Here is a 25,464-nt window from a genome sequence, read left to right as displayed (position 1 = left end):
TGGAAAGCGAGCATCCTGTAATGCAAATCAACATCATTTTACTCCTTTACGAAAATTTGTTATTTAATTGACAAGGTTGTTTTTCAACAGCGTGAAGCTAGCATTTGCTAGCTTTTTTTTTATCAAAAAAAATATGGAAAACTGTTTTTCAAAAACTTTAAAATCAAATAAGAATGGTTGGTCATTCTCCTATTAATATAAAGAGCCAATATATATAATTCTGTAATTTTGTTTAATATAACTAAAATAGTCGTTAAAGTATTGTTAATATAATTAATAACTCACAATTTTTGTGTATTGCAAAAATATGGTATAATACTCAAGATACAGTTTTATTCTAGAGAATTTGGAGGGTAAAAGATGCCTTCTTTACATATAAATTTTTTACAGTATTTACAGAATGGATTAGACATACTAATAGTTTGGTTTGTTATTTATAGATTAATTATCATTATTCAAGGGACAAAGGCAGTCCAACTCCTAAAAGGTGTTACAATCATTATCGTTGTAAAAGTATTAAGCAGCCTATTTGGCTTGCATACTCTACAATTCTTAATGGATCAAGCATTAACATGGGGATTCTTGGCGGTTATTATTATCTTTCAACCAGAATTAAGGAGAGCACTAGAACAGCTTGGACGTGGCCGTTTCTTCTCTAGAACGACTGGTAATGGGATTAATGACCGAAATGATATTGTTGAAAACATTGCAAAAGCCACTGAATACATGGCTAAACGAAGAATAGGTGCACTTATTTCTTTTGAGAGACAAACAGGAATGGGTGACTACATAGAGTCCGGTATACGTATGAATGCTAATTTATCATCAGAGTTATTGATTAATATCTTTATACCAAATACACCACTACATGATGGAGCTGTAATTATACAAGGTGAAAAGATTACGGCAGCAGCTTGTTATTTGCCTCTGTCTGAGAGTGCATTTATTTCAAAGGAATTAGGAACCAGACATCGAGCTGCAGTTGGAATCAGTGAAGTTACTGACAGTATTACGATTGTAGTTTCCGAGGAAACAGGTGCGGTTTCAGTTGCAAGGAACGGAAATCTATACAGGGAGTTATCAAAAGACGAGCTTATAAATTTATTAAATACTGAACTAAAATCACCAGAAGAGTCCACTACATCTAAATGGAATTGGAAGGTGAAACGTAATGGATAATTTTATGGATAATCGTTGGATATTAAGAGGAATCGCTTTATTAGTAACATTATTACTTTTTATGTCTGTCAATCTAGTCCCACAATCAAGTTCATCGGGCTTAGGAGACATACCGTTTGTTAATAATAAAGAATTAGTGCGAGATGTACCAGTAACTCCTATTTATGATCAGCACAATCTAATTGTAACTGGGATTCCAAAGAATGTTTCAGTGCAATTAGATGGACCCAATAGTATTGTAAAAACAGCTGAGATGAAGAAGGATTTTGAAGTATATTTGGATTTAACTTCGTATGCTTTAGGTACATATGAAGTTCCTTTAAAAATTAGAAATATTTCAGATAAAATAAAAGCAACTATTAAACCAAGAACAGTTAGAGTAACAATTAATGAAAAAATTGAAAAAAATGTTTCAGTTAAAGTTGTTTATCTAAATGAAAAAAAGATTAAACATGGTTATAAGGCAGAGAATGCAATTGTTAAACCAGGTTTAGTTACAATAGTAGGATCAAGATATGATGTATCACAAGTGGCATATGCAAGTGTTGGTGTGGATGTTACTGATGCGAATCAGACATTTAGTCAGGTGCTACCTGTTCGATTATACAATAAAAAAGGTGTTCAACTTCCGTTCATTACAAGTCCAAGAAAAGTTGAAGTAACTGTCCCTATTGTTTCGGAAAGTGCTAGCTTCCCGATTAAGTTAGTGCAAACAGGAACACTTAAGGATGGTTTAAAACTAAGTAGTCTTGCTAGTGATGTTAATGCAGTAAGAATTTATGCGTCAAAAGATTGGTTGGACAAGTTTAATGGACCAATAGAAGTGCCAGTTGACATATCTTCATTTAATCAAAGTGGTACATATGAAGTAAATGTACCTACTCCAAATGGAGCATTTAGAGTTGACTCAAGCACGATTAATGTAAACGTTAATTTTGATCAAGAAATGGAAAAGAAATTTAGTAATATCCCAATTAATTTAGTGGGTGAAAATAATCAATTTGAATATAAGTTTACTAAGCCCCCTTTAGGAAAAGTAGTAGTTACTGCTAAAGGATTTAAGAAAGACTTGGATGCGATTAATCCAAGCGATTTAAATATTACAGCAAAAGTTAATGGACTAGAACCAGGAACTAGAGATGTAGCGCTTACTATTACCGGCCCAAAAGGAGCTATATATAGTTTAGATTTTGATACAATAACGATTGAAATTACTGATAAAAAATCATCTGCTCAAACTGATGAAAATGAGAATTCAGGCGATGTAGGACAGTCATCGAATTAGAAGGAGAGTTAAAATGGGTAAATATTTTGGTACTGATGGTGTACGAGGAGTTGCGAATAAAGAGTTAACTCCTGAATTAGCATATAAAATTGGACGCTGTGGCGGTTATGTTTTAACAAAAAATAATGTCAAACCTAAAATTATAGTTGGGCGTGACACACGTGTATCTGGACATATGCTTGAAGGAGCACTAGTTGCAGGTTTATTATCAATTGGTGCTGAAGTTATGAGATTAGGTGTTATTTCTACTCCAGGTGTTGCCTATTTAACAAAAGCACTAGGAGCACAAGCGGGTGTTATGATTTCAGCTTCGCATAATCCTGTTGCAGATAATGGAATTAAGTTTTTTGGTCCAGACGGTTTTAAACTGTTGGATGAGCAAGAAGATGAAATTGAAGAATTAATGGATGCAGAAGTTGATCGTCTACCAAGACCAACTGGAAATGATTTATGTCAAGTTAGCGATTATTTTGAAGGTGGGCAAAAATACCTACAATTCCTTAAAAACACAATTGACGAAGATTTCTCAGGCTTATTAGTTGCTCTAGATTGTGCACATGGTGCCACTTCTTCATTAGCGCCATATTTATTCGCAGATTTAGAAGCAGATATTGTTACAATGGGAACAAATCCTAATGGATTTAATATAAATGATGGTGTAGGTTCTACACATCCTGAAGCTTTAGCAGCTCTTGTGAAGGAAAAAGGTGCTGACATCGGTTTATCATTCGATGGAGATGGAGATCGTCTAATCGCAATCGATGAAAATGGTGAAATCGTTGATGGTGACCAAATAATGTATATTTGTGCAAAATATTTAAATGAAAAAGGTCGTCTAAAACAAAACACAATTGTATCAACTGTTATGAGTAACTTAGGCTTCTACAAAGCAGTAGAAACAAATGGAATGAAAAGTGCAGTTACAGGTGTTGGAGACCGTTATGTAATGGAAGAGATGAGAAAGAATGGGTTCAATCTAGGTGGCGAGCAATCTGGTCACATCATCTTTTTAGATCATATTACGACTGGTGATGGTATGTTAAGTGCGATTCAGCTCGTTAGTATTGTTAAAGAAACAGGTAAAACTTTATCACAATTAGCTGGAGAAATGAAAAAGTATCCACAATTATTAATTAATGTTCGTGTTACAGATAAAAATGAAGCACTTAATAACGAACGCATTAAAGCAATCATTTCAGAGGTAGAAGAAGAAATGAACGGCAATGGTCGTATTTTAGTTCGTCCTTCTGGTACTGAGCCACTTATTCGTGTAATGGCTGAGGCTCCTTCTGAGGCAGAATGTAAACAATATGTGGAACGTATTGTTGCTGTTGTAAAAGAAGAAGTTGGAGAATAATATAAATTAAAAAAATATGCATTGATGAGCACTTTTGTGTAAGTCTATGCATATTTTTGTTATATACAGCTATTCTATAACTTTTTTTCAACATATTTTTGTTGACCAGTTTTAATACAGTATAGTATAGTTGTTTTATTGTTTTCCTAACAGGGAAGGAGTATAGAAATAATAAAGTATTAAAAAAGCGCCAGAACTACACTAGACGTGAATGTGTAGTTGACGAGGTGGAGTTTTATCGAAGTTTCGGCGGATGACTCCCGGTTGCTGTATCACAACCGAAATTATTTATGTAAAACACATGGGTGACTGTGTGCACAAACGTAAATAATCTGATACACCGTTTAAAACAAAAAAATGAACTCGCTAATGAGCGGAATATGAAAGGTAGGTGGATATTGCTTGTAAGTCCTCTACCATTATTAAACATGACGAGGGAATAGAAAATTAAATAGTTAAACGGTTAGGAAAACAGCGTTCCATTCCTATACATTTTGTATGTCTTGTTTTAGGACTTACTAAGCAATAGTTAATTATGTGTGGAATCGTTGGATATATTGGAAATGATAATGCGAAAGAAATTTTATTAAAAGGTTTAGAGAAATTAGAGTATCGTGGATACGATTCTGCTGGGATTTCTCTTTTAACTGACAATGGTGTAGAAGTTTATAAAGAAAAAGGTAGAATTGCAGTATTACGTAAATCAATCCCTACAAAAGCGGACGGAAACGTTGGAATTGGTCATACAAGATGGGCAACACATGGTGCTCCAAGTAAACGAAATGCGCATCCTCACCAAAGCTCTACTGAACGTTTTACACTTGTTCATAACGGCGTTATCGAGAACGATGTACAATTAAAAAACGATTATTTAAATGATATTGATTTTACAAGTGATACAGATACTGAAGTAATTGTTCAGTTAGTAGAACTTCATATTAAAAAAGGTTTATCTGTGCTTGATGCTTTTAGAGAAACACTTAAGCTTCTTAAAGGTTCTTATGCAATTGCATTATTAGATAAACAAGACGATGACGTAATTTATGTAGCAAAAAATAAAAGTCCATTACTAGTTGGTGTTGGTGAAGAGTTTAATGTTATTGCATCTGATGCGATGGCAATGTTACAAATTACTGATCAATTTATTGAATTAATGGATAAAGAGGTTATTTTAGTTACTAAAGATCGTGTTCAATTAATGGATCTTAACGGAAATATTAAAGAACGTTCTCCGTATACTGCAGAAATTGATGCTAGCGATATCGAAAAAGGAACTTATCCTCATTTCATGTTAAAAGAAACAGATGAGCAACCTTTAGTAATCCGTAATATTATCCAAAAGTACCAAGATGAAAATGGCGAGCTTGTAATCGACGCAGAAATTAAAGCGGCTTTAGCAGAAGCTGACAGATTATATATTGTTGCTTGTGGAACTAGTTATCATGCTGGTCTTGTTGGAAAACAGTTTATTGAAAAAATGGCGGGAGTACCTGTAGAAGTACATGTTGCAAGTGAATTCTCTTACAATATGCCACTGCTTTCAGAAAAACCATTATTCATTTATATTTCACAAAGCGGTGAAACTGCTGATAGTAGAGCATGTCTAGTACAAACAAATAAATTAGGTCATAAAGCAATTACACTTACAAACGTTCCAGGATCAACATTATCACGTGAGGCTGATTTCACTCTTCCTTTACACGCAGGTCCTGAAATCGCAGTTGCATCAACGAAAGCTTACACTGCACAATTAGCAGTACTTGCAATTGTTGCAAATGCTCTTGCAAAAGAAAAAGGAAAATCAGTTAACTTTAACCTAGTTAAAGAACTTGGAATTGTAGCAAATGCAATGGAATCAATTACAAACCAAAAAGAAGAGTTTGAAAAAATTGCTACAGAATATTTAGCTACAACTCGTAATGCATTCTTCATCGGTCGTAACGTAGATTACTTCGTTTGCTTAGAAGGCGCATTAAAACTAAAAGAAATTTCTTACATCCAAGCAGAAGGATTTGCTGGTGGAGAGTTAAAACACGGTACAATTGCTCTAATCGAAGAAGGGACTCCAATCTTCGCATTAGCAACACAAGAATCAGTAAACTTAAACATTCGTGGAAATGTAAAAGAGGTTGTTGCTCGTGGTGCTAACCCTTGTATCATTTCTATGGAAGGATTAAATATGGAAGGCGATCGCTTCATTTTACCAAGAGTACAAGAAGAATTATCTCCAATCCTTTCAGTCGTACCATTACAATTAATTTCTTACTATGCTGCTTTACATCGTGGTTGTGATGTTGATAAACCACGTAATCTTGCAAAATCAGTTACTGTTGAATAATAAAATTAGTAATCTCAAAGTTTATTAAAAAACAGATTTGAAAATAAAAACTGAGCAGGGAGTGTAAAAAGATGACCAAATTTAACGATGAAAATATCATCCCTACAAAAGACGATTTTCACGTTAGTGAAGTTGATGAGCGTGTTGTAATAAGAAAACCAATTAAATAACTTTAAATTTAAAATACAGGGGACTAGTGGTGATAACCATTAGTCCTTTTTTATTTTGAACATGATAATACATACAAGCAGCAAAAATTTAACAAAACTAAGAATAAAACTAGAACAAGCAATCCATCTTAAGAATATGGGAAAATTCGCATTTAAATACTGAGCAGGAGTGAAAAATGATGATAAAAGTTTACGATGAAAACTTCATTCCAACAAAAGATGACTTTCATGTTAGTGAAGTTGATGAGCGTGTTGTAATAAGAAAACCAAATCAGGTTGAACTTTAATAGAAAAGAGGCTAAGTTGAAATCTAAATTTTCAGCAGCCTCTTTTTTGTTTCTTCCGTAAATTATCGAACAAAGTGATGATATTTAAAAAAATTGTTTTTTATACACGTTTTTCTTATTGCCAATATTTACGAATATCCACATGATATTCGTACAAATTAATAAAGAGGTGATGTATATGAAGTTTAAATCAATTCAAAATAACATTGATTTTCAAAAACGTAGCCTAAAAAAATATAATAAAACGATCACTCTTTACTATTTAAATTCAGTATGTGATGGGAATAAAATTACTGAACTTCTTATTACACCTTTTTATGAATATGAATCATTTGTTTTATATAAAAACTACCTTAAAACATTAAATAATTGGGAGATCGTTTCCGAAGAATCAGTCATGGTTGAAAAGATTCTAAACGGAAATATTATTATAAATTTAGATGAAATAAACTACTCAATTATGATCAGCGAATTTAGTGCAAGTTCTGTTGGAGTGTCGACCGAAGAAAATGTGTTACAAGGACCAAAGGACGGATTAAATGAAAAAATTGATGTATCTTTAAACTTGATTCGTAATCGGTATAGAAAGAGTACTTTAAAGGTTGAAAACTATATTGTAGGAAATTTATCAAAAACTAAAGTACTTGTGTTATATGATGAGAACTTAGTAGATGGTAATGTATACAAACATCTCATAGAAAAAGTTAAAGGGATAACAATTGATGTATTACAATCCTGCGGTCAACTTCAAAAAATATTAATTAATAATAAGTGGAGTTTATTTCCTCTATTTCTAACTACTGAGCGGCCAGATCGAGTCGTATTTAATCTATCAACTGGAAAGATAATTTTACTTGTTGAGGGAACGCCATGGGCGCTAATTGGACCTGCGACTTTCGCCGACTTCTTTAAATCGATGGATGATACGGTGGAACTAACGTTAGTGTCGAAGTTTTTTATTTCAATCCGTTATATAGCTTTAATGATTACAGTGTTTTTACCAGCTATTTATGTCGCAGTTATTTCTTATTCTCCAGAAGTTTTACAAGTCCAATTCGCCTTACTCGTTGCCGGAAGTAGAATGTCAGTGCCGTTTCCTTCTTATATTGAAATTCTTTTTCTCATGTTAATGGCAGAATTTTTAATAGAAGCAAGTTTGAGATTACCTAAATCAATTAGTTCTACAGCTACTACTGTAGGGGGGCTAATTTTAGGGCAAACTGCATCACAGGCAGGTCTAGTAGCAGACATCATGATTATCGTTGTTTCATTAGTTGCCATCTCTTTATTTAGTATTCCAATTAATGCGATGCATCAAGCAATTAGAATTGTTCGATATCCGATTATACTATTTGCCTCATTGTTTGGGATGATTGGCGTTATAGTAGGTACACTAGCTATACTTTGCCATTTATGTAATTTAAGAAGCTTAGGAAAACCTTATTTGACACTTTTTAATAAAAATTAAATAATGGGGTGCATTTTTTGCTAGGGAAAAGATATATTACATACCTATTTTATTTAAATACGGTTATTAGCATAACTGCATTTGGGCCACAAATATTGTATAGGAATAGTTTAGATGGAAGTATTACAAGTATTGGTTTGGCCATTATAGTAGGTGGCTTTTTTATTTATATTTTACAAAAGTTATTTAGTAAATTTCCTGAACAAAATATTAGTCAAATCATAAAAAATGTAGTTCCCGACTGGTGTCGAAAATGCTACATAATTTATAGCTTAATTTTTTGGTACTTGACGGGTGCATTATTTATTATTGCGTTAATTCACGTTGTAAATATATTTATCAATCCAAATACCCCTATCTTAATAACTTATATTGTATTTCTCTTAGTAATAATTTTTGCGATTTTACTAAAAACAGAATCATTATTATACGTTACAGAAATACTCGTAATACTTCATATTCCAATTGTTTTATTTGTGCTTATAAGATTTTTGACTGATCGTTTTGTTGTAGTCGATTCCCTTTACCAATCTATTAACTATTTCAAACATCTACCAAAAATTAGTGCGTTCACCGCTGCCCTATTTGTCTTTACGGGATTCTCTAATTTAATTATTTTTAATGAAAAAATAAATTTAAATTTTATAACCAAAAAATTTCTTCTTTGGATTTTTCTATGTGGGATGTTTATAATCTGCAGTAATTATTTAATACCAATCGGATACTTAGGCTTAAACGGTGTTAGGAAAGAAGTGTTTGTTTGGTTAACGACAGTTGATAGTATGCATTTTGACTATTTGATAGTAGAGAGGGTTATTTACATTCTACTGTTTGGCCAAATCATTATTTCATTAATATATATCATACTTAGCTGGCATACCTCATTAGAGCTTTTTAAAACTCTCAATTTAAGTTATGGAGGATCTTATAAATGGTTATTAATTTCCTTCTTTATCTGTTTAACTACAGTTATTCAACTTCTAATAAGAGAAACAGATTTAGTAAAATATTTTACTTTGTATTTCAATTTAAATGCTATCTCAAACTTCTTATTAATCATTTCGTTATTGTATGCGTCTATAAAAAAAAGGAACGTTATTTAAGTCTTAGCTTTTTTATGATTGGTGCAACGCTCCTATTATCTGGATGTACCTTTAAAGATATTGATAAGAGAGCATTCGTAACATCTATTGGAATTGATCAATCTGAGGATCCTCAAAAAAAATATAAAGTGATGATTAAAGTAGCAATTCCTAATGGAGATCCGAAAATACCAAAATCAGAATTTCTTATACTCACAGCAAATACTGACTCGATTTCAGAAGGTCTTAACTTAATGAAATCACAGATTGATAAGGAATTGGTTTATGGACATAGTAGTGCGATTGTGATTGGAGAAAAATTAGCTAAAAGTAATATACAACCGCTATTAGAGTTTTTTGTAAGAAGACCGGATATTCAAATGACGTCTTATTTAAGCGTTGCTAAACCGAATGCATTTGAAGTGCTTAACTTTAAGCCTATACAAGAACAAGTATCAGGCGGTGTTTTAAAATCATATTTTGATTTTAGTAGAACTGAATCGCCATACATAGATTCAGTTTGTCTTTTCGACGCATATAGGAGAGAAACAGAAGACGGAATAGACATCGTTATGCCTATTATTGAATCAAATAAAAAAGATTTATTAGTAGACCGAATAGCATTATTTGATAAGAGTAAAATGATTATGGACCTCAGTCCAAGTGAATCAGAAACTTATCGACTTTTAACGACTGGAATTTACGATGAAAGCTTAAAGGTCAAAAACAAGAAAGTTATGTTTGTAATGAATTTAGAAAAAGGAAAGGCAAATTACAAATTAAAACATCAAAATAAAAATATTGTTGCCAATTATACGATTAAGGTGAGAGCGGTTATAGAAGAAAAGATTGATGACCTTGATTCGATCAAAGAAAGTGACATACCAAAACTTAATAAGCAATTGGAAGATAAAATAAGTGCAGAGACTAAAGCTTTACTAATTAAAATAAAAGAAAAAGACATTGATCCAATCGGTTTTGGTTTAAGATACTTATCTAGGAATAGCGAAAATAGAAATTTATCATTATGGAACAAAAAGTACGATAGCCTAGCCTTTAAGATTAAGTCTGAAGTGAAAATTAAAGGGACCGGATTAATCAAATAATTTTAAAAGAAAAAGAGATAGGAATGCAGATGAAAATCTGTTACCTATCTTTTTTTATGAACAAAATTAATTTTTGGTTTTCACCATAATTTCACCATCCTCTATTAGAATTCAATTTATTAAGAAATGAGAGGAGGGAAATAACATGAATAAAAGAGTAAAGAGAATATTTACGTGGGTCTCTATAACTGCAGTTTTTGTTTTAGGGGTACACTTTTTTCTTAGATTACTAGGTGGCTTTCATGAAAGACGTTTTGCTGATCAACATTCAATGTACATGGATAGAGGCGGTCGAAACGAATTTAGATCACATCAGATAATGCATGGTCCACACCATTTTCATGATTTTTCTTGGATTGGTTTAGTATTATTCCTTTTAATCGCAATTGCGGTAGTGACTTTTATCTTTAAAAAGTTAGTTAAAAAGGGACAAGCTAGCCAGGTTAATCAAATTTCATTAGATACAACTAGTTTTAATACACCTATAAACAGAACAAACGCAGACTTATTGGATAAATGGGAAAAAAATCTATTGTCAAAAAAGGAGAATAAATAAAATGGGCATTTTTAAAAGAATGAAATCAATATCATTGGCTAAAGTGAATGGAGCATTGGATGGTTTAGAAGATCCAATCTCAATGTTAAATCAATATATTAGAGAAATGGAAGAAGATCTTTTGAAAGGTCAGGAAGCACTCTCTCGTCAAATCTATCTAGAGAATAAGCAAAAAGCATTGATTTTAGAGACAGAAGGGCTGGTAAACAAAAGAAGTGGACAAGCTAAGCTAGCAGTTGAAAATGGTGAAGATTCCATTGCAAAACTGGCAATACAGGAAAAACTTGTTCATGAAAAACAGTTAAGTCTCTATACAGAGCAACTAAATACAATTCAAAATCAAACTCAGTCACTTTATGAAAAATTAGATGAACTGAAAGGTAAATATGATGAATATCTGCATAAGAGACTGTTACTAGTTTCTAGAGCAAATATTGCAAAATCAATTAAACAAATTCAACAAACATCTGTTTCATTTAATTCAGAAACAATCGCAAATGGCATATCACGTGCAGAAGATCGAATACTTATGATGGAGGCAGAAGTACAAGCTCAAAATAAATTTGCATATCATACTAACCTATCTAATGGATATAAAGATAACGTAATGAGTGAAGAAGTAGAAGAAGAGCTACAAAAGCTAAAACAGCTAAAACAGCATGCTGTGGAAACTGCGTAAGGTCATGATCTAAAAGAAATATAGGGGAGCACCGTATTAATTAACGGGTGCTTCCTTTTATTTTATAATTGATTTGAAAATGGAAAAGATGAAGAAGATAACCGAAAAAAAATAGAGATACTTATATAAAACGAGGGAGTATTTTTGATGATGAATATACTAGTAGCTGAAGATGATTTGAAACTCGGTGAGCTAATCAGTTATATGTTAAAGAAAAAAGCAGGTTATAAAGTGGAATGGGTTACAGAGGGAGAAGAAGCCTACTATTACTCTACAAACAGTCATTATGATGTATTAGTATTAGATTGGATGATGCCAGGTGGAACAGGAATAGAAGTGTGTCGTAGGTTACGCAAAGAAGGATATTCAGGAGCGATTTTAATCCTTACGGCTAAAGACGCCCTAGAGGACCGCATTGTAGGACTGGACTCAGGAGCTGATGATTATTTAGTTAAACCTTTTGAAATTGATGAGCTACTTGCTCGATTAAGAGCGCTTTCTAGACGTAATTATGCTCCTATATTAGAGGAAGAAATTATTATTAGTGATATGATTCTTAATCGTACAAGCCAATCAATCAGAGGTGGAGATACTGAAATTCAATTAAGCCCTCGCGAATTTCAATTAGTTGATTTTTTAATACAAAATAAAGGGCAAGTATTACCTCGTGAAATTATTTTGGAGCGGGTATGGGGTTTTGATTCAGATGTTGCAATGAAAACGATTGATGCCACTGTTAAACTTCTTCGAAAGAAACTAGATTTGCTTGGTAAACAAGATTTGCTACAAAGCATTAGAGGGGTAGGATATAAATTTGATAACTAATCTTATTTCTTCTTTACGTGATTTTCGAAATCGCGGAGGTAGAGATGTTTTTAAGCGTACGCAAAATCGCCTAACGATACTATATAGCGGACTTGTTATGCTTTTTCTAATTATATTCATCATCATCGTCTTTGCAGCGTTATATGTAGTCATAATGAATGATCAAAGACGTACAGTGGAATCATTGGCTAGTCAAGAAGCAAAGATTATCGAAAACTATATGATTCAAAATCAACAAGGAAACCTCCAGGATGATGACAAAGAGGTAGTTTTAGCAGGTGTCGATCAATTTTTTTATTATGTCGTTAATCCAAATGGTGAATTAATAATGGGACAGGAGGATATCCCACAAATAAGGTCAAGGCTGTTTGGGCAAATAAAAGATTGGATTCCTAAAGGAAATGAAACACGAAAGGTAAAAATTAAATTAGAACATGAAGAGTTTGAAAAGGACATGAGAAAATTCCATGATCATGAAATACATGTTCCTTCAAATCGAAAAGAGATTAGTTTGATGGTATCAGGTAAACCACTATTTTATAAGGGAGATTTCATCGGTACGATCTATGTTGGAAAAGATATTTCAGATGTTTACCATTTATTTAAATTTGTTGTCATCATATTGGTTGGCTTAACAATCGTATTTTCTGGAGTTGCACTATATATCAGTTTTTTTATGTCAAAAAAAGCGATGATTCCTATCTTTAAATCATTTAACCGACAACGCGAATTTGTTGCAGATGCTTCTCATGAATTAAGAACACCATTAAGCGTTTTGTTATCGTCGATAGATGCAATGGAAATGACGATTGATACAGAGAAAGATGATTTTTCTCGAAAGCTTTTATTTAATATGAAAGACGAAGTAAAAAGGATGACAAACTTAGTCAGCGGATTATTAACTTTAGCTCGTTCAGACTCAGATCAAGTTGAAATTAAATTAGAAAAGTTTGAGTTTCGCTCCATTGCAGAAAAGGCGATAGGATCTCTACAACCGTTAGCTGCATCTAAACAAATCAATTTAAACTTAACTGCTTCAGAGAATGTAATCGCTGAGGGAGACTCTGAAAAGTTATCACAGCTCTTATATATATTAATAGATAATGGGATTAAGTATACGCCAATTGGAGGAGAGGTTCAGTTAGTTCTTTCGAATAAAGAAAATGAACTATGTATTCAAGTAACAGATACTGGTATTGGGATTAAACCGGAGGACCACGCCCGAATATTTGATCGTTTTTATCGATCAGATAAAGCTAGATCTAGACAAATTGGTAGCCATGGTTTAGGCTTGGCAATTGCAAAATGGATCGTGGAAATTCATAATGGAACTATTCAAGTAAATAGTGAAGTTGGAAAAGGAAGTACGTTTACTATTCGGATTCCAACTTCTAATATGAGTAGTAAAAAGACATATGCCACAAGAGTAGAATAACCGATACAAAGAAGTAAAAAATATAAATGGTAAATTTGAATGGCGTATTTCCCAATGTTTAAAAAGAACAATTGCCGAAATTGGAAATCCATTTTTCCTAAAAGAGAGGAATGTTGACTTTGAAAATTGCTTTCATTGCACACGATCAAAAGAAAAAAGATTTAGTAAATTTTGCAATGGCATATGAATCTATCTTATCAAAACATGAATTATATTCAACAGGAACAACTGGAACAAAAATAATGGAAAATACAAATTTAAAAATACACCGATTTAATTCTGGACCACTAGGGGGAGATCAAGAAATCGGTGCCTTAATAGCTAAGAATTTGATGGATATTGTAATCTTCTTTCGCGATCCACTCACAGCGCAACCACATGAACCGGATATTTTGGCTTTAATTCGTTTATGTGATGTTTACTCAATTCCTTTAGCAACAAACATGGGAACAGCAGAAATTTTAATTCATGGTTTAGAGCGAGGGGACTTAAAGTGGAGAAACATCGTACATGATAAACAAATTCGAGAAAGATAAGCAAAAAATCCTAAAAAAGATGTAGTAATCGAATAATTAACTTTGATGAAGGAAATAGTAATTCTAGTTCAATTGAAAAGGAGGTTTATCATGGATAATCAAGGATTTGGACATACACATGATACAGGTGAAACAGTTATGATTTCGGGCTACTATACTGACGCAGACGGGGAGCATATTGAATTAGAAGCAGGACAAAAGTTCCCTAATTGCCCTAAATCAGGAAAACCAACTAAATGGAGACATGGAAGTTAAGATAGAAATTCAGTAAAAAAAGATTGTANNTACAATCTTTTTTTACTGAACAAATACGCTATACATTAGTCCAAGATACATTGTAAACAAAAAGCAAAGACTAAATGTAATTGGTAACATGATTTTTGTCTTTTTCATAAAGCTGATGACTAGTAATACTAGGAAGATGATCGACATACTCATTAACATCGTTCCTTCAACCGTAAAACTAAAAGCTATTCTAATAGGTAAAGTAATATCAATCCCCATAATCCATTCAATCCATTTAGATGGACCCTCATTTTGCAAAGTTAAATTAATATTATGCGGTGGAGATTTAGTACCCATTATAGCTGTAAAAAAGAATACAATTATGATGGTAATATACTCTGCTTTTAACCAACTACGAATATTACTCGAAGGGCCTTCAGCGGACTTTCTCATTAGTACACCATTGAAAAAAGCAAAAAACAATACTGGAATGATGCTGATGTGCTTCAAGACTAACATCTGTCCATAAGGAAGCAACCAAGCATTTGTATAGTCTTTTAATTTAACGACTTCTAGCATTAAGACTACACCACTAATAAATATAATAACAACACATATGATGGCTAAAGGTGTAAACCATTTTAAGAAACGACCATAGTTATTAGTGTCCTTAGCTAGCCAAGTGACGTTAAATAGAATTCCACTCCAAATAGAAACCATTAGAAAATGACTACTTTGAAAGATAAAACCCGTCCAAAAATTCATAGAGGTTATATGACCAGCATAACCGATACTTAAAATCATCATAAATAGCCAAAAGAAATTAAAAAACTTTTTACCATCGCTATAAATATTAATGACAAGCATAATGGCAAACATACTCGAGTAAATCCATGCATTACCAACAGCTGTTTTTATGAAAACAGAATAAAGGGCTGTTTTAAGATGAACATCATCTAAGAAAAAAGTAATAATTCGTAGAGCAGGAAATAGTGAAAAGAATAATATGCCGACAATAACTAAATAAACAGCACCTTTCGAAATTCTGATTGTTGGTTTTTTATCTGACGGTACAAAATCTAAAACAAACTTTCCTGCTAATATCGAATAAAGGATATATGTTATGAACTCCGTGATTGGAACAATATAACTCATTTTCTATTCCAAAGAACAACTCCACCAACCATTAACGCGATTCCAAAAAGCCCAATTGCGATTAATGGAATAAGATATTTAGATCTTTCTTTTTTAGGAGTAGCCTCTTTTTGTTTTTCTTTAGCTGGCGTTTGATCCTTAACTGCTTTGTCAGTTGTTTTACTTTCAGTTGTCGTTTTAGTTTCAACTTGCTTCAATTGCACTTTGAATGGAATTTGACCTGTTACTGGATGACCATCTTCACTTACAACTTTCCACTCAATCTTATAATCACCATTTTCTAGATCGTTTGGTAAATCAGCAATTAATTTATTCTCTTTAACTTGCACGTTTGTAACAGCTGTAGCAGTTCCAGCTTTATACAATTTGATCGTACCTAATTGCTCAAGTGCTTCTTCAAATTCAAGCGTAATTTGTTTAATTGGTTCAGTGATTATTTGCCCATTTGATGGATTAGAAGAAACAAGCTTGGTATGGGCACTCGCCATAGATGGGAATAAAAATAGCAGTAAAATAATAATTGATAAACCTTTTTTCATATAAATCTCCTTCTTTGTGTAAAATTCGTGCTTAATTTAATATAATGTAAAACCTTGTGATTATGAAATATTATTGTTTTAGTTAAATTAACCACTCTATTCAATTAGATAGTTTAGTTCAAAAATGTGATGTTTTTGTGAAGAAGACGGAACTAGTCAGTTTATATTTGAATGCTAAGAAAAGTTGTGGTTGGTTTTAATTAAGAAAATTAATATAGTAAAAACAATTCTTAATACTCTATTTACAGAACCTCCAAAGTAAATTAATAAAATTTCATTAAAATTAAGAGGTGAAATCTAATGAAATTTTAATTTTTAGGGGGTTTTTTTATGTTCAGAAACAAACTTAAGAAAAAGTTAATTCCAGTGGCGGTGCTTTCAACAATGGCATTTGGTTCGTTTATTGGCTCATTTGCAAATCATAAAGTACAAGCTAAGGAAACAAACAAGAATGAAATCAGAAATGTAATCTTTTTAATTGGAGATGGAATGGGTGTATCATACACGACTGCCTATCGTTATTTAAAAGATAATCCAAAAACAAATGTAGTAGAACAAACAGAATTCGATCATTACTTAGTAGGGCAACAAATGACATATCCTGAGGATCCAAAGCAAAATATTACTGACTCTGCAGCAGCGGCAACAGCTATGTCAGCGGGAGTTAAAACATATAATGCTGCAATAGGCGTAGATAATGATGGCTCAAGTGTAAAAACAGTACTAGAGGCTGCAAAGGAAAAAGGAAAAGCAACAGGGCTTGTAGCTACTTCAGAAATTACACATGCTACACCGGCGTCTTATGGAGCTCACGATGTAAGTCGTAAAAATATGAATGCAATTGCAGATGATTATTATGATGAACTAATTAAAGGTGGACATAAAATAGATGTCATGCTTGGTGGCGGATTAAGTAATTTTGTACGAGAAGACCGTGATTTAACAAAGCAATTTAAAAAAGATGGCTACTCTTATGTAACGAATAAAAATCAAATGTTAAATGATAAAAATAATAAAATGTTAGGCTTATTCGCACCAGGTGGAATGCCGAAAATGATCGATCGTGATGATTCAATGCCATCATTAAGCGATATGACAAATACAGCTATTAATAAATTAAGTAGAGATAAAGATGGCTTCTTTTTAATGGTAGAAGGTAGTCAAATTGATTGGGCTGGACATGACAATGATATTGTAGCAGCTATGAGTGAAATGGAAGATTTTGAAAAAGCATTTAAAGCTGCAATCGCATTTGCTAAAAAGGACAAGCATACATTAGTCGTTGCAACAGCTGACCACTCAACAGGTGGCTATTCTATCGGTGCAAAAGGTGATTACAATTGGTACGGTGCACCGATTGCTGCAGCTAAACGTACGCCAGATTTCATGGCTGAACAAATTAGTAAAGGTGCAGAAGTAGAAAAAACATTAAAATCGAATATTAACTTAGAATTGAAGCCTGAAGAAATTCAATCTGTTAAAAAAGCAGCAGAGTCAAAAAATATGGTAGAGATTGATAATGCAATCGAAGCAATTTTTGATAACCGTTCAGTAACTGGTTGGACTACTGGTGGTCATACAGGTGAAGACGTAAATGTTTATGCATATGGACCTGGCAGCCAATTATTTGCAGGGAAAATTGATAATACTGACCAAGCAAAAAACATCTTTAGAATATTAAAGAATGGTAAATAAGTAATAAATCAGATCCCGTTAAATGAACTTATTTAACGGGATTTAAGGATGAAAGGGGATTTAGATGAAAAAATTGATTCCATTTATTTTACTTTCTTTAATGCTTTCAGGATGTAGCTTAGTTCAGAAAGAGAAAACAACTGCTTCAGCAGAGAATATAAAAAAGGTCTCTACAATCTCTAAAAGCCGAGCAAAGTCTTTAAACGATGTATATGTTCCTAATCCACAGGTTTCAGATGATACGGGTTTACTCCTTAAAGGTCAAACACTTAAAGATGATAAAGGAGAAGTTACTTTAGAGGGCATTGCTTCATTAAATGAGTCCTATTCAATTGGTCCAATTGAAATGAAACTTAAACAGATTAAGCTGATTAAAAACTTACCGACCTATTCTTTAATGGATTATTTTCATTATTATACAGAAAGCTATGAAAGTTTTCGATTCATTAAGGTAGAGGTAGAAATCATTAATCACTCGAATAAACAATTACACTTTGGTCCAGTTGCCCATTTGATGACGAGTAATAATGAAGTAAAGGAATTTAAAGATGACTTCTATATTGAATATTTAGGTGGGGAAATGAGTCCTAATAGTTCAAAGCAAGGAGCAATGGGATTTATAGTTGATCATACGGATCCTAGCTTGAAATGGATTGAGCTAACAACTAGCGATGTATTGGATAATCAGCATAAAGTAATTGCGAAAGCACAAAAAATAAAAGTTAATTTTAATTAGATTGCAGATAAAAACTCCTTTCATTTAGAAGGAGTTTTTTCACGCTATTGAAAAACAATTTTGTCAATTAAATTACCAAATTTTCGTAAAAGGAGTAGAGTGATGTTGATTTCCACTACNNTATTCATCAAAAAAAGTCTCTGCAATAAATACTAATCAAATAGCCTTTACTAAAGTAACCTAACAGTTGTTTATTAATCAGTTTGTAGGTCAATTAATATCGAACATTATTTAAACTAAACTAATCAATTGAATTTGTTTTTCTAAAAATTAGCTCATAATTTTTTAACTTCTGAAAAAAATCATTACTTGTGTTATTAGAATCATGAAATTGCTCAAACATATTAACATTTAAAACCATTAAAAATGATAATTTCATCATTAAATAATGTTCATTTAATGTCTGTTTCCCCTATTAACCATTTTATATTTCAACACTCTTAAAAAAACTCCTTTCAATAGAAGGAGTTTTTATTTTATAGAGTTACTTCATCCTCAACTGGTGGAAGAAGTACGTCATTTTTATTAGGATACATTGTTTCAATATGGTTTTCTCCCCAAGTGCACAGTAGATCTAATACTTCTTTTAAAGACCATCCGTAATCCGTTAAGGAATATTCCACTTTTGGAGGAACCTGATTAAATACTTTTCGATGAACGATATTGTCTTCTTGTAATTCTTTCAGTTGTTGAGTTAACATTTTTTGGGTAATGTTCGGCATTAACTTTTTTAACTGAGAAGTTCTTTTCGTCCCTTTTGTCAAATGACAAAGAATTACTACCTTCCATTTACCACCAATTACATCTAATGAAGCTTCAACCGGAATATTGTATTTTTTCATTTTCTCCTCTCCCTCATTCATATTTAAACAAAACGACCTATGCAACATATTTTTAATGATTAAAATATCATAACATTCTCTTCGCAAACTGTGTAGTTTCAAGTCTGTTAAAAAACTTTTTGTAATTTTTTCTCTGTTTTAAGCCTTTATTCTCTTAAATGTTACTAAAAAGTAACTATATCACTTCAAAGTACATACTTCTCTAACTTATTCCTATCGCTCATAATGACAAATAGTTAATTGATTAACAAACATTTACTAAAAAGTATTTTTATAAAGGAAACGTTGATCATTTTACTATTCCATTTCATTTATGTTTTGAATGACAATGAGACTTTATTCAGGCGCCACGTCTCTTGTATTCAAACTAATCATAAAAAATAACAATAACAAGGAGGATTCTCTATGAGTTCAACCGCTGCTTCAATTGAGATGCAAGAGAAAAAAAGTGGCACTCCTGCGTTAATGGCTCTTGCCATTAGTGCATTTGGTATCGGAACAACCGAATTTGTTCCCGTTGGTTTATTATCAACTCTTGCTGGTGATTTGAACATTTCAATCACTTTAGCGGGATTATTAATTTCTGGATATGCGATGGGTGTTGCATTTGGAGCACCAATTTTAACCGCATTAACAAACAAAATTGGTCGAAAATCGTTACTAATGCTATTAATGGTTATTTTTATCATAGGAAATAGTGTTGCTGCTTTTTCAACTAGTTTTGGTTTATTGTTAGTTGCTCGAATCATTACTTCATTTTCACATGGTGTATTCTTCTCAATCGGTTCAACAATTGCCGCCGATGTAGTGCCTGAAAACAAACGTGCAAGTGCGATTGCATTTATGTTTACAGGTTTGACTGTTGCGACTGTAACAGGTGTTCCATTAGGCACGTTTATTGGTCAACATTTTGGATGGAGATCAACTTTTGGAGCTGTAGCATTACTAGGTGTTATAGCAATCATTGCAATTGCAATACTAGTTCCAAAAACAATTAAACAGCCACCGGCATCAAAATTTAGTGATAACCTGAAAGTTTTAAAAAATGGACCATTACTTTTAGCTTTTGCTATTACAGCATTAGGATATGGAGGTACTTTTGTAGCATTCACATACTTGTCACCAATCCTTGAAAATATTACCGGCTTTGCTCCAAACTCTGTAAGTATTATCTTACTTGTTTATGGAATTGCAGTAGCACTTGGTAACACGATCGGTGGAAAAGCGGCTAATAAAAATCCTTTAAAAGCATTAACGTGGATGTTTGCCGTTCAAGCGATTGTTCTCATCATTCTATCGTTTACGGCTCCATTTAAACTAGTAGGAATTGTAACGATTTTCTTTTTAGGCTTGCTTGCTTTTATGAATGTACCTGGTCTACAAATTTATGTTGTGAAATTAGCTGAGAAGTATGTCCCATCTGCAGTAGATATTGCATCAGCGTTAAATATAGCAGCATTCAACGTAGGTATTGCAATTGGAGCATTTATTGGTGGTTTAGTCGTTGATACAATTGGCTTGATTCATACACCGTGGATAGGTGGAATCATGGTATTAGGAGCAGTTCTGCTAAGTATATGGAGCGCTTCTTTAGAAAAGAAAAAGTAAATTTTAAAAAATAAAATAGATAAAAGGAGAAATAAAAATGAATAATTTAGTTAAGTTAAATAATGGTTTAGAAATGCCAGTTATAGGGTTAGGAGTTTTCCAAGTAGAAGACGGACAAGTCGTAATTGATTCTGTAAAAGCTGCAATACGTAATGGCTACCGTAGTATCGATACTGCAGCGATCTATCAAAACGAAGAAGGTGTAGGGCAAGGGATTAGAGAAGCTCTTGAAGAAAATGATCTTAAACGAGAAGACTTATTTATTACTTCAAAGGTTTGGAATGCCGATCTAGGCTACCAATCAACTATCGATGCTTTTGAATTAAGTTTGAAAAAACTAGGTCTTGATTATTTAGACCTATATTTAATCCACTGGCCAGTTGAAGGTAAATATGTTGAATCATGGAAAGCACTTGAAACACTATATAAAAACGGAAAAGTAAAAGCAATTGGAATGAGTAACTTCCAAATTCACCACTTGAAAGAAGTCATGGCGCATGCTGAAATAATGCCTATGATTAATCAAGTTGAATTACACCCAATGCTAAGTCAAGTTGAACTAAGAGAATTTTTAAAAGAAAATTCAATTCAAGTAGAAGCGTGGGCTCCATTAATGCAAGGACAATTATTTGAAAACGAAACCTTATCACAAATAGCAAACAAACATAATAAATCAATTGCTCAAGTTGTATTACGTTGGCATTTACAAAACGGTGTAGTAATCATACCAAAATCAATCAAAGAACACCGCATTCAAGAAAACGCAAATATTTTTGATTTTGAACTAACAGAAGAAGATATGAACCAAATTAACTCACTGAACCAAAATCTTCGTGTTGGCCCAGACCCTGACAATTTTGATTTCTAATTTTAAAAAAGTAAACGACTGTCAAACCTTTGACAGTCGTTTTTAGAGTGTTGAAATATAAAATGGTCAAAAGTATAGTAAGTGAATTGATAATTAATTCATTTTTAGATTTCTTAATAATGATTTTAAATGTTAGTTGTTTAAGCAGTTTTATAATATCAACGAACTCTAGTAATTGTTTATTCCGGAGAAGTAAAAATATTTGAGGGCTAATTTTTAAATGATTATTTTAATACTCTGATGTTATATCTAAATTTATCTATAAACCCATTATCAAACTGTTATGATACTCTAAGTAAAGGATTTTAGATTGGTTTTTTAGAGTAACCTTTCTTTTGATGAATAAGTTGATTGGAGCGGAGGGGTGCTCGACTCCTATGGGATATGCGGGAAGGCTGAGACCCCACAGGCTCGCCGAGGCGGCTCAGGTCTCGCCCCATGGAAAGCGAGCATCCCGGAGTGGAAATCAACATCACTAAGATTCCTTTACGAAAATTTGGTTATTAGTTGACAAGGTTATTTTCAACAGCGTGTAAACGACTTTCAAATCTTTTTAAAAAAATTAATATATTCGATCTAAATCATAGAGGCATTTTGTACTAAGGGTCGAATATTCGAATATAACAATTTCAATTACAAAAACTTCCTCACCGTAAGACTTAAGACTTAGTAAGTTTAATACTTAAGTTCGTTTCAAATTATTTACAGTTTCGTTACGATAAACATAGTAGCGAAAAACATTGAACGGTCAAGCTGTAGTAGAGGAGTTGATTACTTTGAAGAAAGAGAATAAACAGTTTAATACGATGAAAGAACTTACGCTACACATAGTATTAGCTACAATATCGATCTTAATATTAGTCACTAGTTTACCTACTGTCGTAACGATCTATAAAATATCATTCATTTTTGCAATCATGGGAATTCTGCTACTAGATTTCTATCTAGTTGTCTCGAATCATAGAAAGTTTTTAAAGGTTACAAAAATAGCGCTAATTAGTTTACTACTTTGTATAGCAGTAGTTGGAATTGTATTTTATGCTAGTCAATTTCTAGTATTTATAGATCAGTACGGAGTTGAGCGATTATTAACCAATCATATCGCAACTGCAAAATTACTATTTTTCTTAATCTGTTTATTTCAACCGATTTTTTTACCTTTACCAGAAGCACTTACTATTCCTGCTGGTAGTGCAGTAATTGGATCGTTTTCAGGAGCATTAATTGGATTTTTAGGTTCAACTTTAGGTATTGTCATTATGTATTTCTTAGCAAGAATAGGTGGACTTAAACTAGTTTCAAAGTTTGTTAAAGAAAGACAGTTAAAAAAATATCAGGAATATGTCAAAAAAAATGAAACAATTATATTAACTTTAATGTTTATCATTCCGATTTTACCAGATGAAATTATTTGTGTCGGGGCAGGAATTAGTAAAGTATCTTTCAAAAAGTTTCTATTAATTGCTTCGATTTCAAAATTAATTACATCATCTCTACTATCATACTCTGTCTATTTGGCTAAATTTTTCTCCTTAACAACATCGCAAATAGCTTTAACTAGCTCCATTGTAATTGCCTGCATCTTATCTTTATCATTTATAATTAAGAAATCAATTAAACGAACTAATTCAAAAGAAGCTTATGTTACCCAAAGTGAATAATAAAAAAAGGCAATGTAATGGTTTAACATTACATTGCCTTTTTACTTATTAAGAAAGTTTAAAATTGCATTTGTCGAAATTGAAAATTTCCTGAGAAATAATGTAGAAAACATGACGAATTTACATCAGCACTTTAATACCTTGAACAATATTCCATATAAAGACGATTAAATTAACAATGAATGCTAATATAAATCCACCTATAAGAGCAAAACCTGCACCGTCACCAAAAGTATTAAAAGTGAAAAGGGAAATAATCGCTAAAATAATAATTGTTAGAAATGGTAGGATATGTGAAAAAAATGCTCGTTTAGAATGCGATTTTAGTTGTTGATCCTTTGCGACGAAATAAACAATTATTGGGAATAAGAAAGGTGCGAAGAATACGCTAAAATAACATAATGAGGACAAAATCTTATTTGTTTCCATCTTTTTACCTCGGTTTCTTAAAAAATTCTAATTAATCTTAGTATAGTTTAATTTATATATAAAAATCGATTTATTTATTAATAATTTTTTAAAATACATATTGAAAAAGTTTAGGCTGAGAAATGTGTATCCTTTTTTTGTCTCTTTTTTAAAGAAATGAAAATGAAAAATCCGACTAAGATTGTAGCAGTAATACAGATTGTAATCCATGGTGAGCCAAGTAAGAAATTTCCGTATAACGTATAAAGAACTGCAATCGGAATATTACCAGCAAACACAATTGCTATATAGGACAAGTATTTCATATTAGTTGAGGCTGCGATGAAGCATGCACCATCTGTTGGAGCTAGTGGAGTGGCAACTGTTAAGAATAAGTATCTCTTTCGGTTCGAAATAATCTCTTCAAATAGAGAGGGATATTTATTCTCCATGAATTGCTGGATCGAATCACTAAAAATACTTCTACTTAATAAGTAAATAATTGTTTCTGTGATGGCCATTCCAATTAATGATAAGAGAATGGTTTCAAACGGGTGGAAAAACAAGCTACCTACTACAATTAATACAGAGCTCGGAATGAATAGAAAGATTCTTGCACAGAAAATTGCGACAAATAATAGCATCGGATTGAAGGAAGAATTAGCAATAAACTGTTTTATATCTTGCAATGATAAATGAAATAAATGATATCGAATTGCGAGTAGTAGCATTAAAATCCAAAAGCCGATTACAGTTAGTGGAACGACTTTTTTCATGATTCATGCTCTCCTTTTGAGTTAGAAAATCTTCTGTTATAGTATTCTATTCCTCAAAGACAAGAAAACTGATTCATTTTTAAAAATTTATAATAAAGGTCATATATATGTCAAAAAAAGAATAAAAATAATTATGCACTAAATATCTCAAATTAAAGAGAATTGAGGTGGAGATATGCTTGATGAAGGCCTATTAGTTATTAGACTTGTTTTAGGTATTATTTTATTAGGTCACGGGGTGCAGAAAGTATTTGGTTGGTTTGGTGGTTACGGTATTAAAGGAACTGGACAATGGCTAGAGTCGATTGGAATCAAACCTGGAGCATTTTTTGCTTTTATAACAGGAGTGGCAGAAGTTGTAGGTGGATTCTTTGTAGCGGCTGGGGTATATACAGAAATAGGTGCATGGTTGATAATAGTAGTGATGGCAGTAGCGGTAATAAAAGTTCATATAAAGAACGGATTCTGGAATAGTTCGAATGGATTTGAGTTTAATCTATTAATTATTGCAGCCGCAGTAGGGTTATTGCTCACTGGTCCAGGATCAATGGTATTATTTTAAGGGATTGATTGTTAATAAGACTGGAGGGAGTCTCACTATTTGAGGCTCCTTTTTTGATTCTTAATGAAAACCATTTCAGTGTTACC

The 25,464-nt window shown here is 32.4% G+C and carries 24 protein-coding genes; 19 read left to right on the top strand and 5 right to left on the bottom strand.

Going from position 1 to position 25,464, the window contains the following annotated elements; all coding sequences use genetic code 11:
* Positions 1 to 360: 360 nt before the first annotated feature.
* The 13 genes from cdaA to COE53_RS24170 all read left to right on the top strand — a co-directional run bounded on the left by cdaA (position 361) and on the right by COE53_RS24170 (position 14,558).
* Positions 361 to 1,179, top strand: coding sequence for a diadenylate cyclase CdaA (gene cdaA / locus COE53_RS22960; RefSeq protein ID WP_025671686.1), 819 nt, complete (start codon positions 361 to 363; stop codon positions 1,177 to 1,179).
* Positions 1,172 to 2,464: a CdaR family protein gene (locus tag COE53_RS22955; RefSeq protein WP_091024730.1), complete on the top strand. Its 1,293-nt coding sequence runs from the start codon at positions 1,172 to 1,174 to the stop codon at positions 2,462 to 2,464. The genes cdaA and COE53_RS22955 overlap by 8 nt, the downstream gene beginning before the upstream one ends.
* 13 nt (positions 2,465 to 2,477) lie before the next feature.
* Positions 2,478 to 3,821, top strand: coding sequence for a phosphoglucosamine mutase (gene glmM / locus COE53_RS22950; protein ID WP_025671688.1), 1,344 nt, complete (start codon positions 2,478 to 2,480; stop codon positions 3,819 to 3,821).
* 535 nt (positions 3,822 to 4,356) lie between these two features.
* Complete coding sequence (gene glmS / locus COE53_RS22945; RefSeq protein WP_069033929.1) at positions 4,357 to 6,159, top strand: glutamine--fructose-6-phosphate transaminase (isomerizing); 1,803 nt, start codon at positions 4,357 to 4,359, stop codon at positions 6,157 to 6,159.
* A 635-nt stretch (positions 6,160 to 6,794) separates the two neighbouring features.
* Positions 6,795 to 8,084: a spore germination protein gene (locus tag COE53_RS22940; RefSeq protein ID WP_175403495.1), complete on the top strand. Its 1,290-nt coding sequence runs from the start codon at positions 6,795 to 6,797 to the stop codon at positions 8,082 to 8,084.
* 17 nt (positions 8,085 to 8,101) lie between these two features.
* On the top strand, positions 8,102 to 9,187 hold the full coding sequence (locus COE53_RS23765; protein ID WP_069033927.1) for a GerAB/ArcD/ProY family transporter: 1,086 nt from the start codon (positions 8,102 to 8,104) through the stop codon (positions 9,185 to 9,187).
* Positions 9,188 to 9,201: 14 nt separating this feature from the next.
* Positions 9,202 to 10,272 carry a Ger(x)C family spore germination protein gene (locus tag COE53_RS22935; protein ID WP_069033926.1) on the top strand — a complete coding sequence of 357 codons (1,071 nt, stop codon included), beginning with the start codon at positions 9,202 to 9,204 and terminating at the stop codon, positions 10,270 to 10,272.
* 145 nt (positions 10,273 to 10,417) lie between these two features.
* Positions 10,418 to 10,828, top strand: coding sequence for a hypothetical protein (locus COE53_RS22930; protein WP_069033925.1), 411 nt, complete (start codon positions 10,418 to 10,420; stop codon positions 10,826 to 10,828).
* 1 nt (position 10,829) lies between these two features.
* Positions 10,830 to 11,507, top strand: a complete 678-nt coding sequence (locus tag COE53_RS22925) for a PspA/IM30 family protein (RefSeq protein ID WP_069033924.1) — start codon at positions 10,830 to 10,832, stop codon at positions 11,505 to 11,507.
* 150 nt (positions 11,508 to 11,657) lie between these two features.
* Entirely contained in the window at positions 11,658 to 12,332 is a 675-nt protein-coding gene (locus tag COE53_RS22920; protein ID WP_069033936.1) for a response regulator transcription factor, read from the top strand.
* Complete coding sequence (locus COE53_RS22915) at positions 12,322 to 13,767, top strand: sensor histidine kinase (RefSeq protein ID WP_084006897.1); 1,446 nt, start codon at positions 12,322 to 12,324, stop codon at positions 13,765 to 13,767. Before COE53_RS22920 ends, COE53_RS22915 begins: the two co-directional genes overlap by 11 nt.
* 119 nt (positions 13,768 to 13,886) lie before the next feature.
* Positions 13,887 to 14,303, top strand: coding sequence for a methylglyoxal synthase (gene mgsA, locus COE53_RS22910; protein WP_056476125.1), 417 nt, complete (start codon positions 13,887 to 13,889; stop codon positions 14,301 to 14,303).
* A gap of 90 nt (positions 14,304 to 14,393) precedes the next feature.
* Entirely contained in the window at positions 14,394 to 14,558 is a 165-nt protein-coding gene (locus tag COE53_RS24170) for a hypothetical protein (RefSeq protein ID WP_175403494.1), read from the top strand.
* A 42-nt stretch (positions 14,559 to 14,600) separates the two neighbouring features.
* Here COE53_RS24170 and COE53_RS22905 read toward each other — a convergent pair whose 3' ends face one another.
* Both COE53_RS22905 and COE53_RS22900 read right to left on the bottom strand, forming a co-directional pair.
* Positions 14,601 to 15,683: a copper resistance D family protein gene (locus COE53_RS22905; RefSeq protein WP_069033923.1), complete on the bottom strand. Its 1,083-nt coding sequence runs from the start codon at positions 15,681 to 15,683 to the stop codon at positions 14,601 to 14,603.
* Positions 15,680 to 16,222 carry a copper resistance CopC family protein gene (locus tag COE53_RS22900; RefSeq protein ID WP_091024737.1) on the bottom strand — a complete coding sequence of 181 codons (543 nt, stop codon included), beginning with the start codon at positions 16,220 to 16,222 and terminating at the stop codon, positions 15,680 to 15,682. Before COE53_RS22900 ends, COE53_RS22905 begins: the two co-directional genes overlap by 4 nt.
* Positions 16,223 to 16,552: 330 nt before the next feature.
* On the opposite strand from COE53_RS22900, the gene COE53_RS22895 reads away from it, so the two are divergent.
* On the top strand, positions 16,553 to 17,917 hold the full coding sequence (locus tag COE53_RS22895; RefSeq protein WP_091024739.1) for an alkaline phosphatase: 1,365 nt from the start codon (positions 16,553 to 16,555) through the stop codon (positions 17,915 to 17,917).
* 64 nt (positions 17,918 to 17,981) lie between these two features.
* Positions 17,982 to 18,653, top strand: coding sequence for a hypothetical protein (locus COE53_RS22890; protein ID WP_069033920.1), 672 nt, complete (start codon positions 17,982 to 17,984; stop codon positions 18,651 to 18,653).
* Between the two features lie 476 nt (positions 18,654 to 19,129).
* On the opposite strand, the gene COE53_RS22885 is transcribed toward COE53_RS22890, so the two are convergent.
* Entirely contained in the window at positions 19,130 to 19,495 is a 366-nt protein-coding gene (locus tag COE53_RS22885) for a winged helix-turn-helix transcriptional regulator (protein WP_069033919.1), read from the bottom strand.
* A gap of 405 nt (positions 19,496 to 19,900) precedes the next feature.
* Here COE53_RS22885 and COE53_RS22880 point away from each other — a divergent pair, with 405 nt between their 5' ends.
* The 3 genes from COE53_RS22880 to COE53_RS22870 all read left to right on the top strand — a co-directional run bounded on the left by COE53_RS22880 (position 19,901) and on the right by COE53_RS22870 (position 23,632).
* On the top strand, positions 19,901 to 21,103 hold the full coding sequence (locus COE53_RS22880; protein WP_098948770.1) for an MFS transporter: 1,203 nt from the start codon (positions 19,901 to 19,903) through the stop codon (positions 21,101 to 21,103).
* A gap of 37 nt (positions 21,104 to 21,140) precedes the next feature.
* Complete coding sequence (locus COE53_RS22875; protein ID WP_069033917.1) at positions 21,141 to 21,971, top strand: aldo/keto reductase; 831 nt, start codon at positions 21,141 to 21,143, stop codon at positions 21,969 to 21,971.
* A 776-nt stretch (positions 21,972 to 22,747) separates the two neighbouring features.
* Positions 22,748 to 23,632 (top strand): TVP38/TMEM64 family protein, encoded by an 885-nt coding sequence (locus COE53_RS22870; RefSeq protein WP_254664598.1) that lies wholly within the window; start codon positions 22,748 to 22,750, stop codon positions 23,630 to 23,632.
* Positions 23,633 to 23,752: 120 nt separating this feature from the next.
* Here the strand turns inward: COE53_RS22870 and COE53_RS22865 are convergent, their stop codons facing one another.
* On the bottom strand, positions 23,753 to 24,061 hold the full coding sequence (locus COE53_RS22865; protein WP_069033916.1) for a magnetosome magnetite crystal formation protein family: 309 nt from the start codon (positions 24,059 to 24,061) through the stop codon (positions 23,753 to 23,755).
* A 110-nt stretch (positions 24,062 to 24,171) separates the two neighbouring features.
* Positions 24,172 to 24,816 carry a TVP38/TMEM64 family protein gene (locus tag COE53_RS22860; RefSeq protein WP_069033915.1) on the bottom strand — a complete coding sequence of 215 codons (645 nt, stop codon included), beginning with the start codon at positions 24,814 to 24,816 and terminating at the stop codon, positions 24,172 to 24,174.
* A 175-nt stretch (positions 24,817 to 24,991) separates the two neighbouring features.
* On the opposite strand from COE53_RS22860, the gene COE53_RS22855 reads away from it, so the two are divergent.
* Positions 24,992 to 25,378, top strand: a complete 387-nt coding sequence (locus tag COE53_RS22855; RefSeq protein WP_069033914.1) for a DoxX family protein — start codon at positions 24,992 to 24,994, stop codon at positions 25,376 to 25,378.
* Positions 25,379 to 25,464 lie beyond the last annotated feature (86 nt).

Source organism: Bacillus sp. AFS029533 (genome assembly GCF_002585125.1).
GTDB lineage: Bacteria > Bacillota > Bacilli > Bacillales > Bacillaceae_G > Gottfriedia > Gottfriedia luciferensis_B.
The sequence above is the reverse complement of the archived record's forward strand: the minus strand, read 5'-3'. Positions and strand labels throughout refer to the sequence as shown.

Excerpts from the sequence above, each read along its gene's own strand:
- COE53_RS22955 (WP_091024730.1), top strand. The coding sequence starts at position 1,172 with ATGGATAATTTTATGGATAATCGTTGGATATTAAGAGGAATCGCTTTA.
- COE53_RS22930 (WP_069033925.1), top strand. The coding sequence starts at position 10,418 with ATGAATAAAAGAGTAAAGAGAATATTTACGTGGGTCTCTATAACTGCA.
- COE53_RS22900 (WP_091024737.1), bottom strand. The coding sequence starts at position 16,222 with ATGAAAAAAGGTTTATCAATTATTATTTTACTGCTATTTTTATTCCCA.
- COE53_RS22855 (WP_069033914.1), top strand. The coding sequence starts at position 24,992 with ATGCTTGATGAAGGCCTATTAGTTATTAGACTTGTTTTAGGTATTATT.
- COE53_RS24170 (WP_175403494.1), top strand. The coding sequence starts at position 14,394 with ATGGATAATCAAGGATTTGGACATACACATGATACAGGTGAAACAGTT.
- COE53_RS22895 (WP_091024739.1), top strand. The coding sequence starts at position 16,553 with ATGTTCAGAAACAAACTTAAGAAAAAGTTAATTCCAGTGGCGGTGCTT.
- COE53_RS22905 (WP_069033923.1), bottom strand. The coding sequence starts at position 15,683 with ATGAGTTATATTGTTCCAATCACGGAGTTCATAACATATATCCTTTAT.
- COE53_RS22860 (WP_069033915.1), bottom strand. The coding sequence starts at position 24,816 with ATGAAAAAAGTCGTTCCACTAACTGTAATCGGCTTTTGGATTTTAATG.
- COE53_RS22875 (WP_069033917.1), top strand. The coding sequence starts at position 21,141 with ATGAATAATTTAGTTAAGTTAAATAATGGTTTAGAAATGCCAGTTATA.
- COE53_RS22935 (WP_069033926.1), top strand. The coding sequence starts at position 9,202 with ATGATTGGTGCAACGCTCCTATTATCTGGATGTACCTTTAAAGATATT.
- glmM (WP_025671688.1), top strand. The coding sequence starts at position 2,478 with ATGGGTAAATATTTTGGTACTGATGGTGTACGAGGAGTTGCGAATAAA.
- COE53_RS22885 (WP_069033919.1), bottom strand. The coding sequence starts at position 19,495 with ATGAAAAAATACAATATTCCGGTTGAAGCTTCATTAGATGTAATTGGT.
- COE53_RS22940 (WP_175403495.1), top strand. The coding sequence starts at position 6,795 with ATGAAGTTTAAATCAATTCAAAATAACATTGATTTTCAAAAACGTAGC.
- cdaA (WP_025671686.1), top strand. The coding sequence starts at position 361 with ATGCCTTCTTTACATATAAATTTTTTACAGTATTTACAGAATGGATTA.
- COE53_RS22880 (WP_098948770.1), top strand. The coding sequence starts at position 19,901 with ATGAGTTCAACCGCTGCTTCAATTGAGATGCAAGAGAAAAAAAGTGGC.
- COE53_RS22920 (WP_069033936.1), top strand. The coding sequence starts at position 11,658 with ATGAATATACTAGTAGCTGAAGATGATTTGAAACTCGGTGAGCTAATC.
- COE53_RS22865 (WP_069033916.1), bottom strand. The coding sequence starts at position 24,061 with ATGGAAACAAATAAGATTTTGTCCTCATTATGTTATTTTAGCGTATTC.
- COE53_RS22890 (WP_069033920.1), top strand. The coding sequence starts at position 17,982 with ATGAAAAAATTGATTCCATTTATTTTACTTTCTTTAATGCTTTCAGGA.
- glmS (WP_069033929.1), top strand. The coding sequence starts at position 4,357 with ATGTGTGGAATCGTTGGATATATTGGAAATGATAATGCGAAAGAAATT.
- COE53_RS22925 (WP_069033924.1), top strand. The coding sequence starts at position 10,830 with ATGGGCATTTTTAAAAGAATGAAATCAATATCATTGGCTAAAGTGAAT.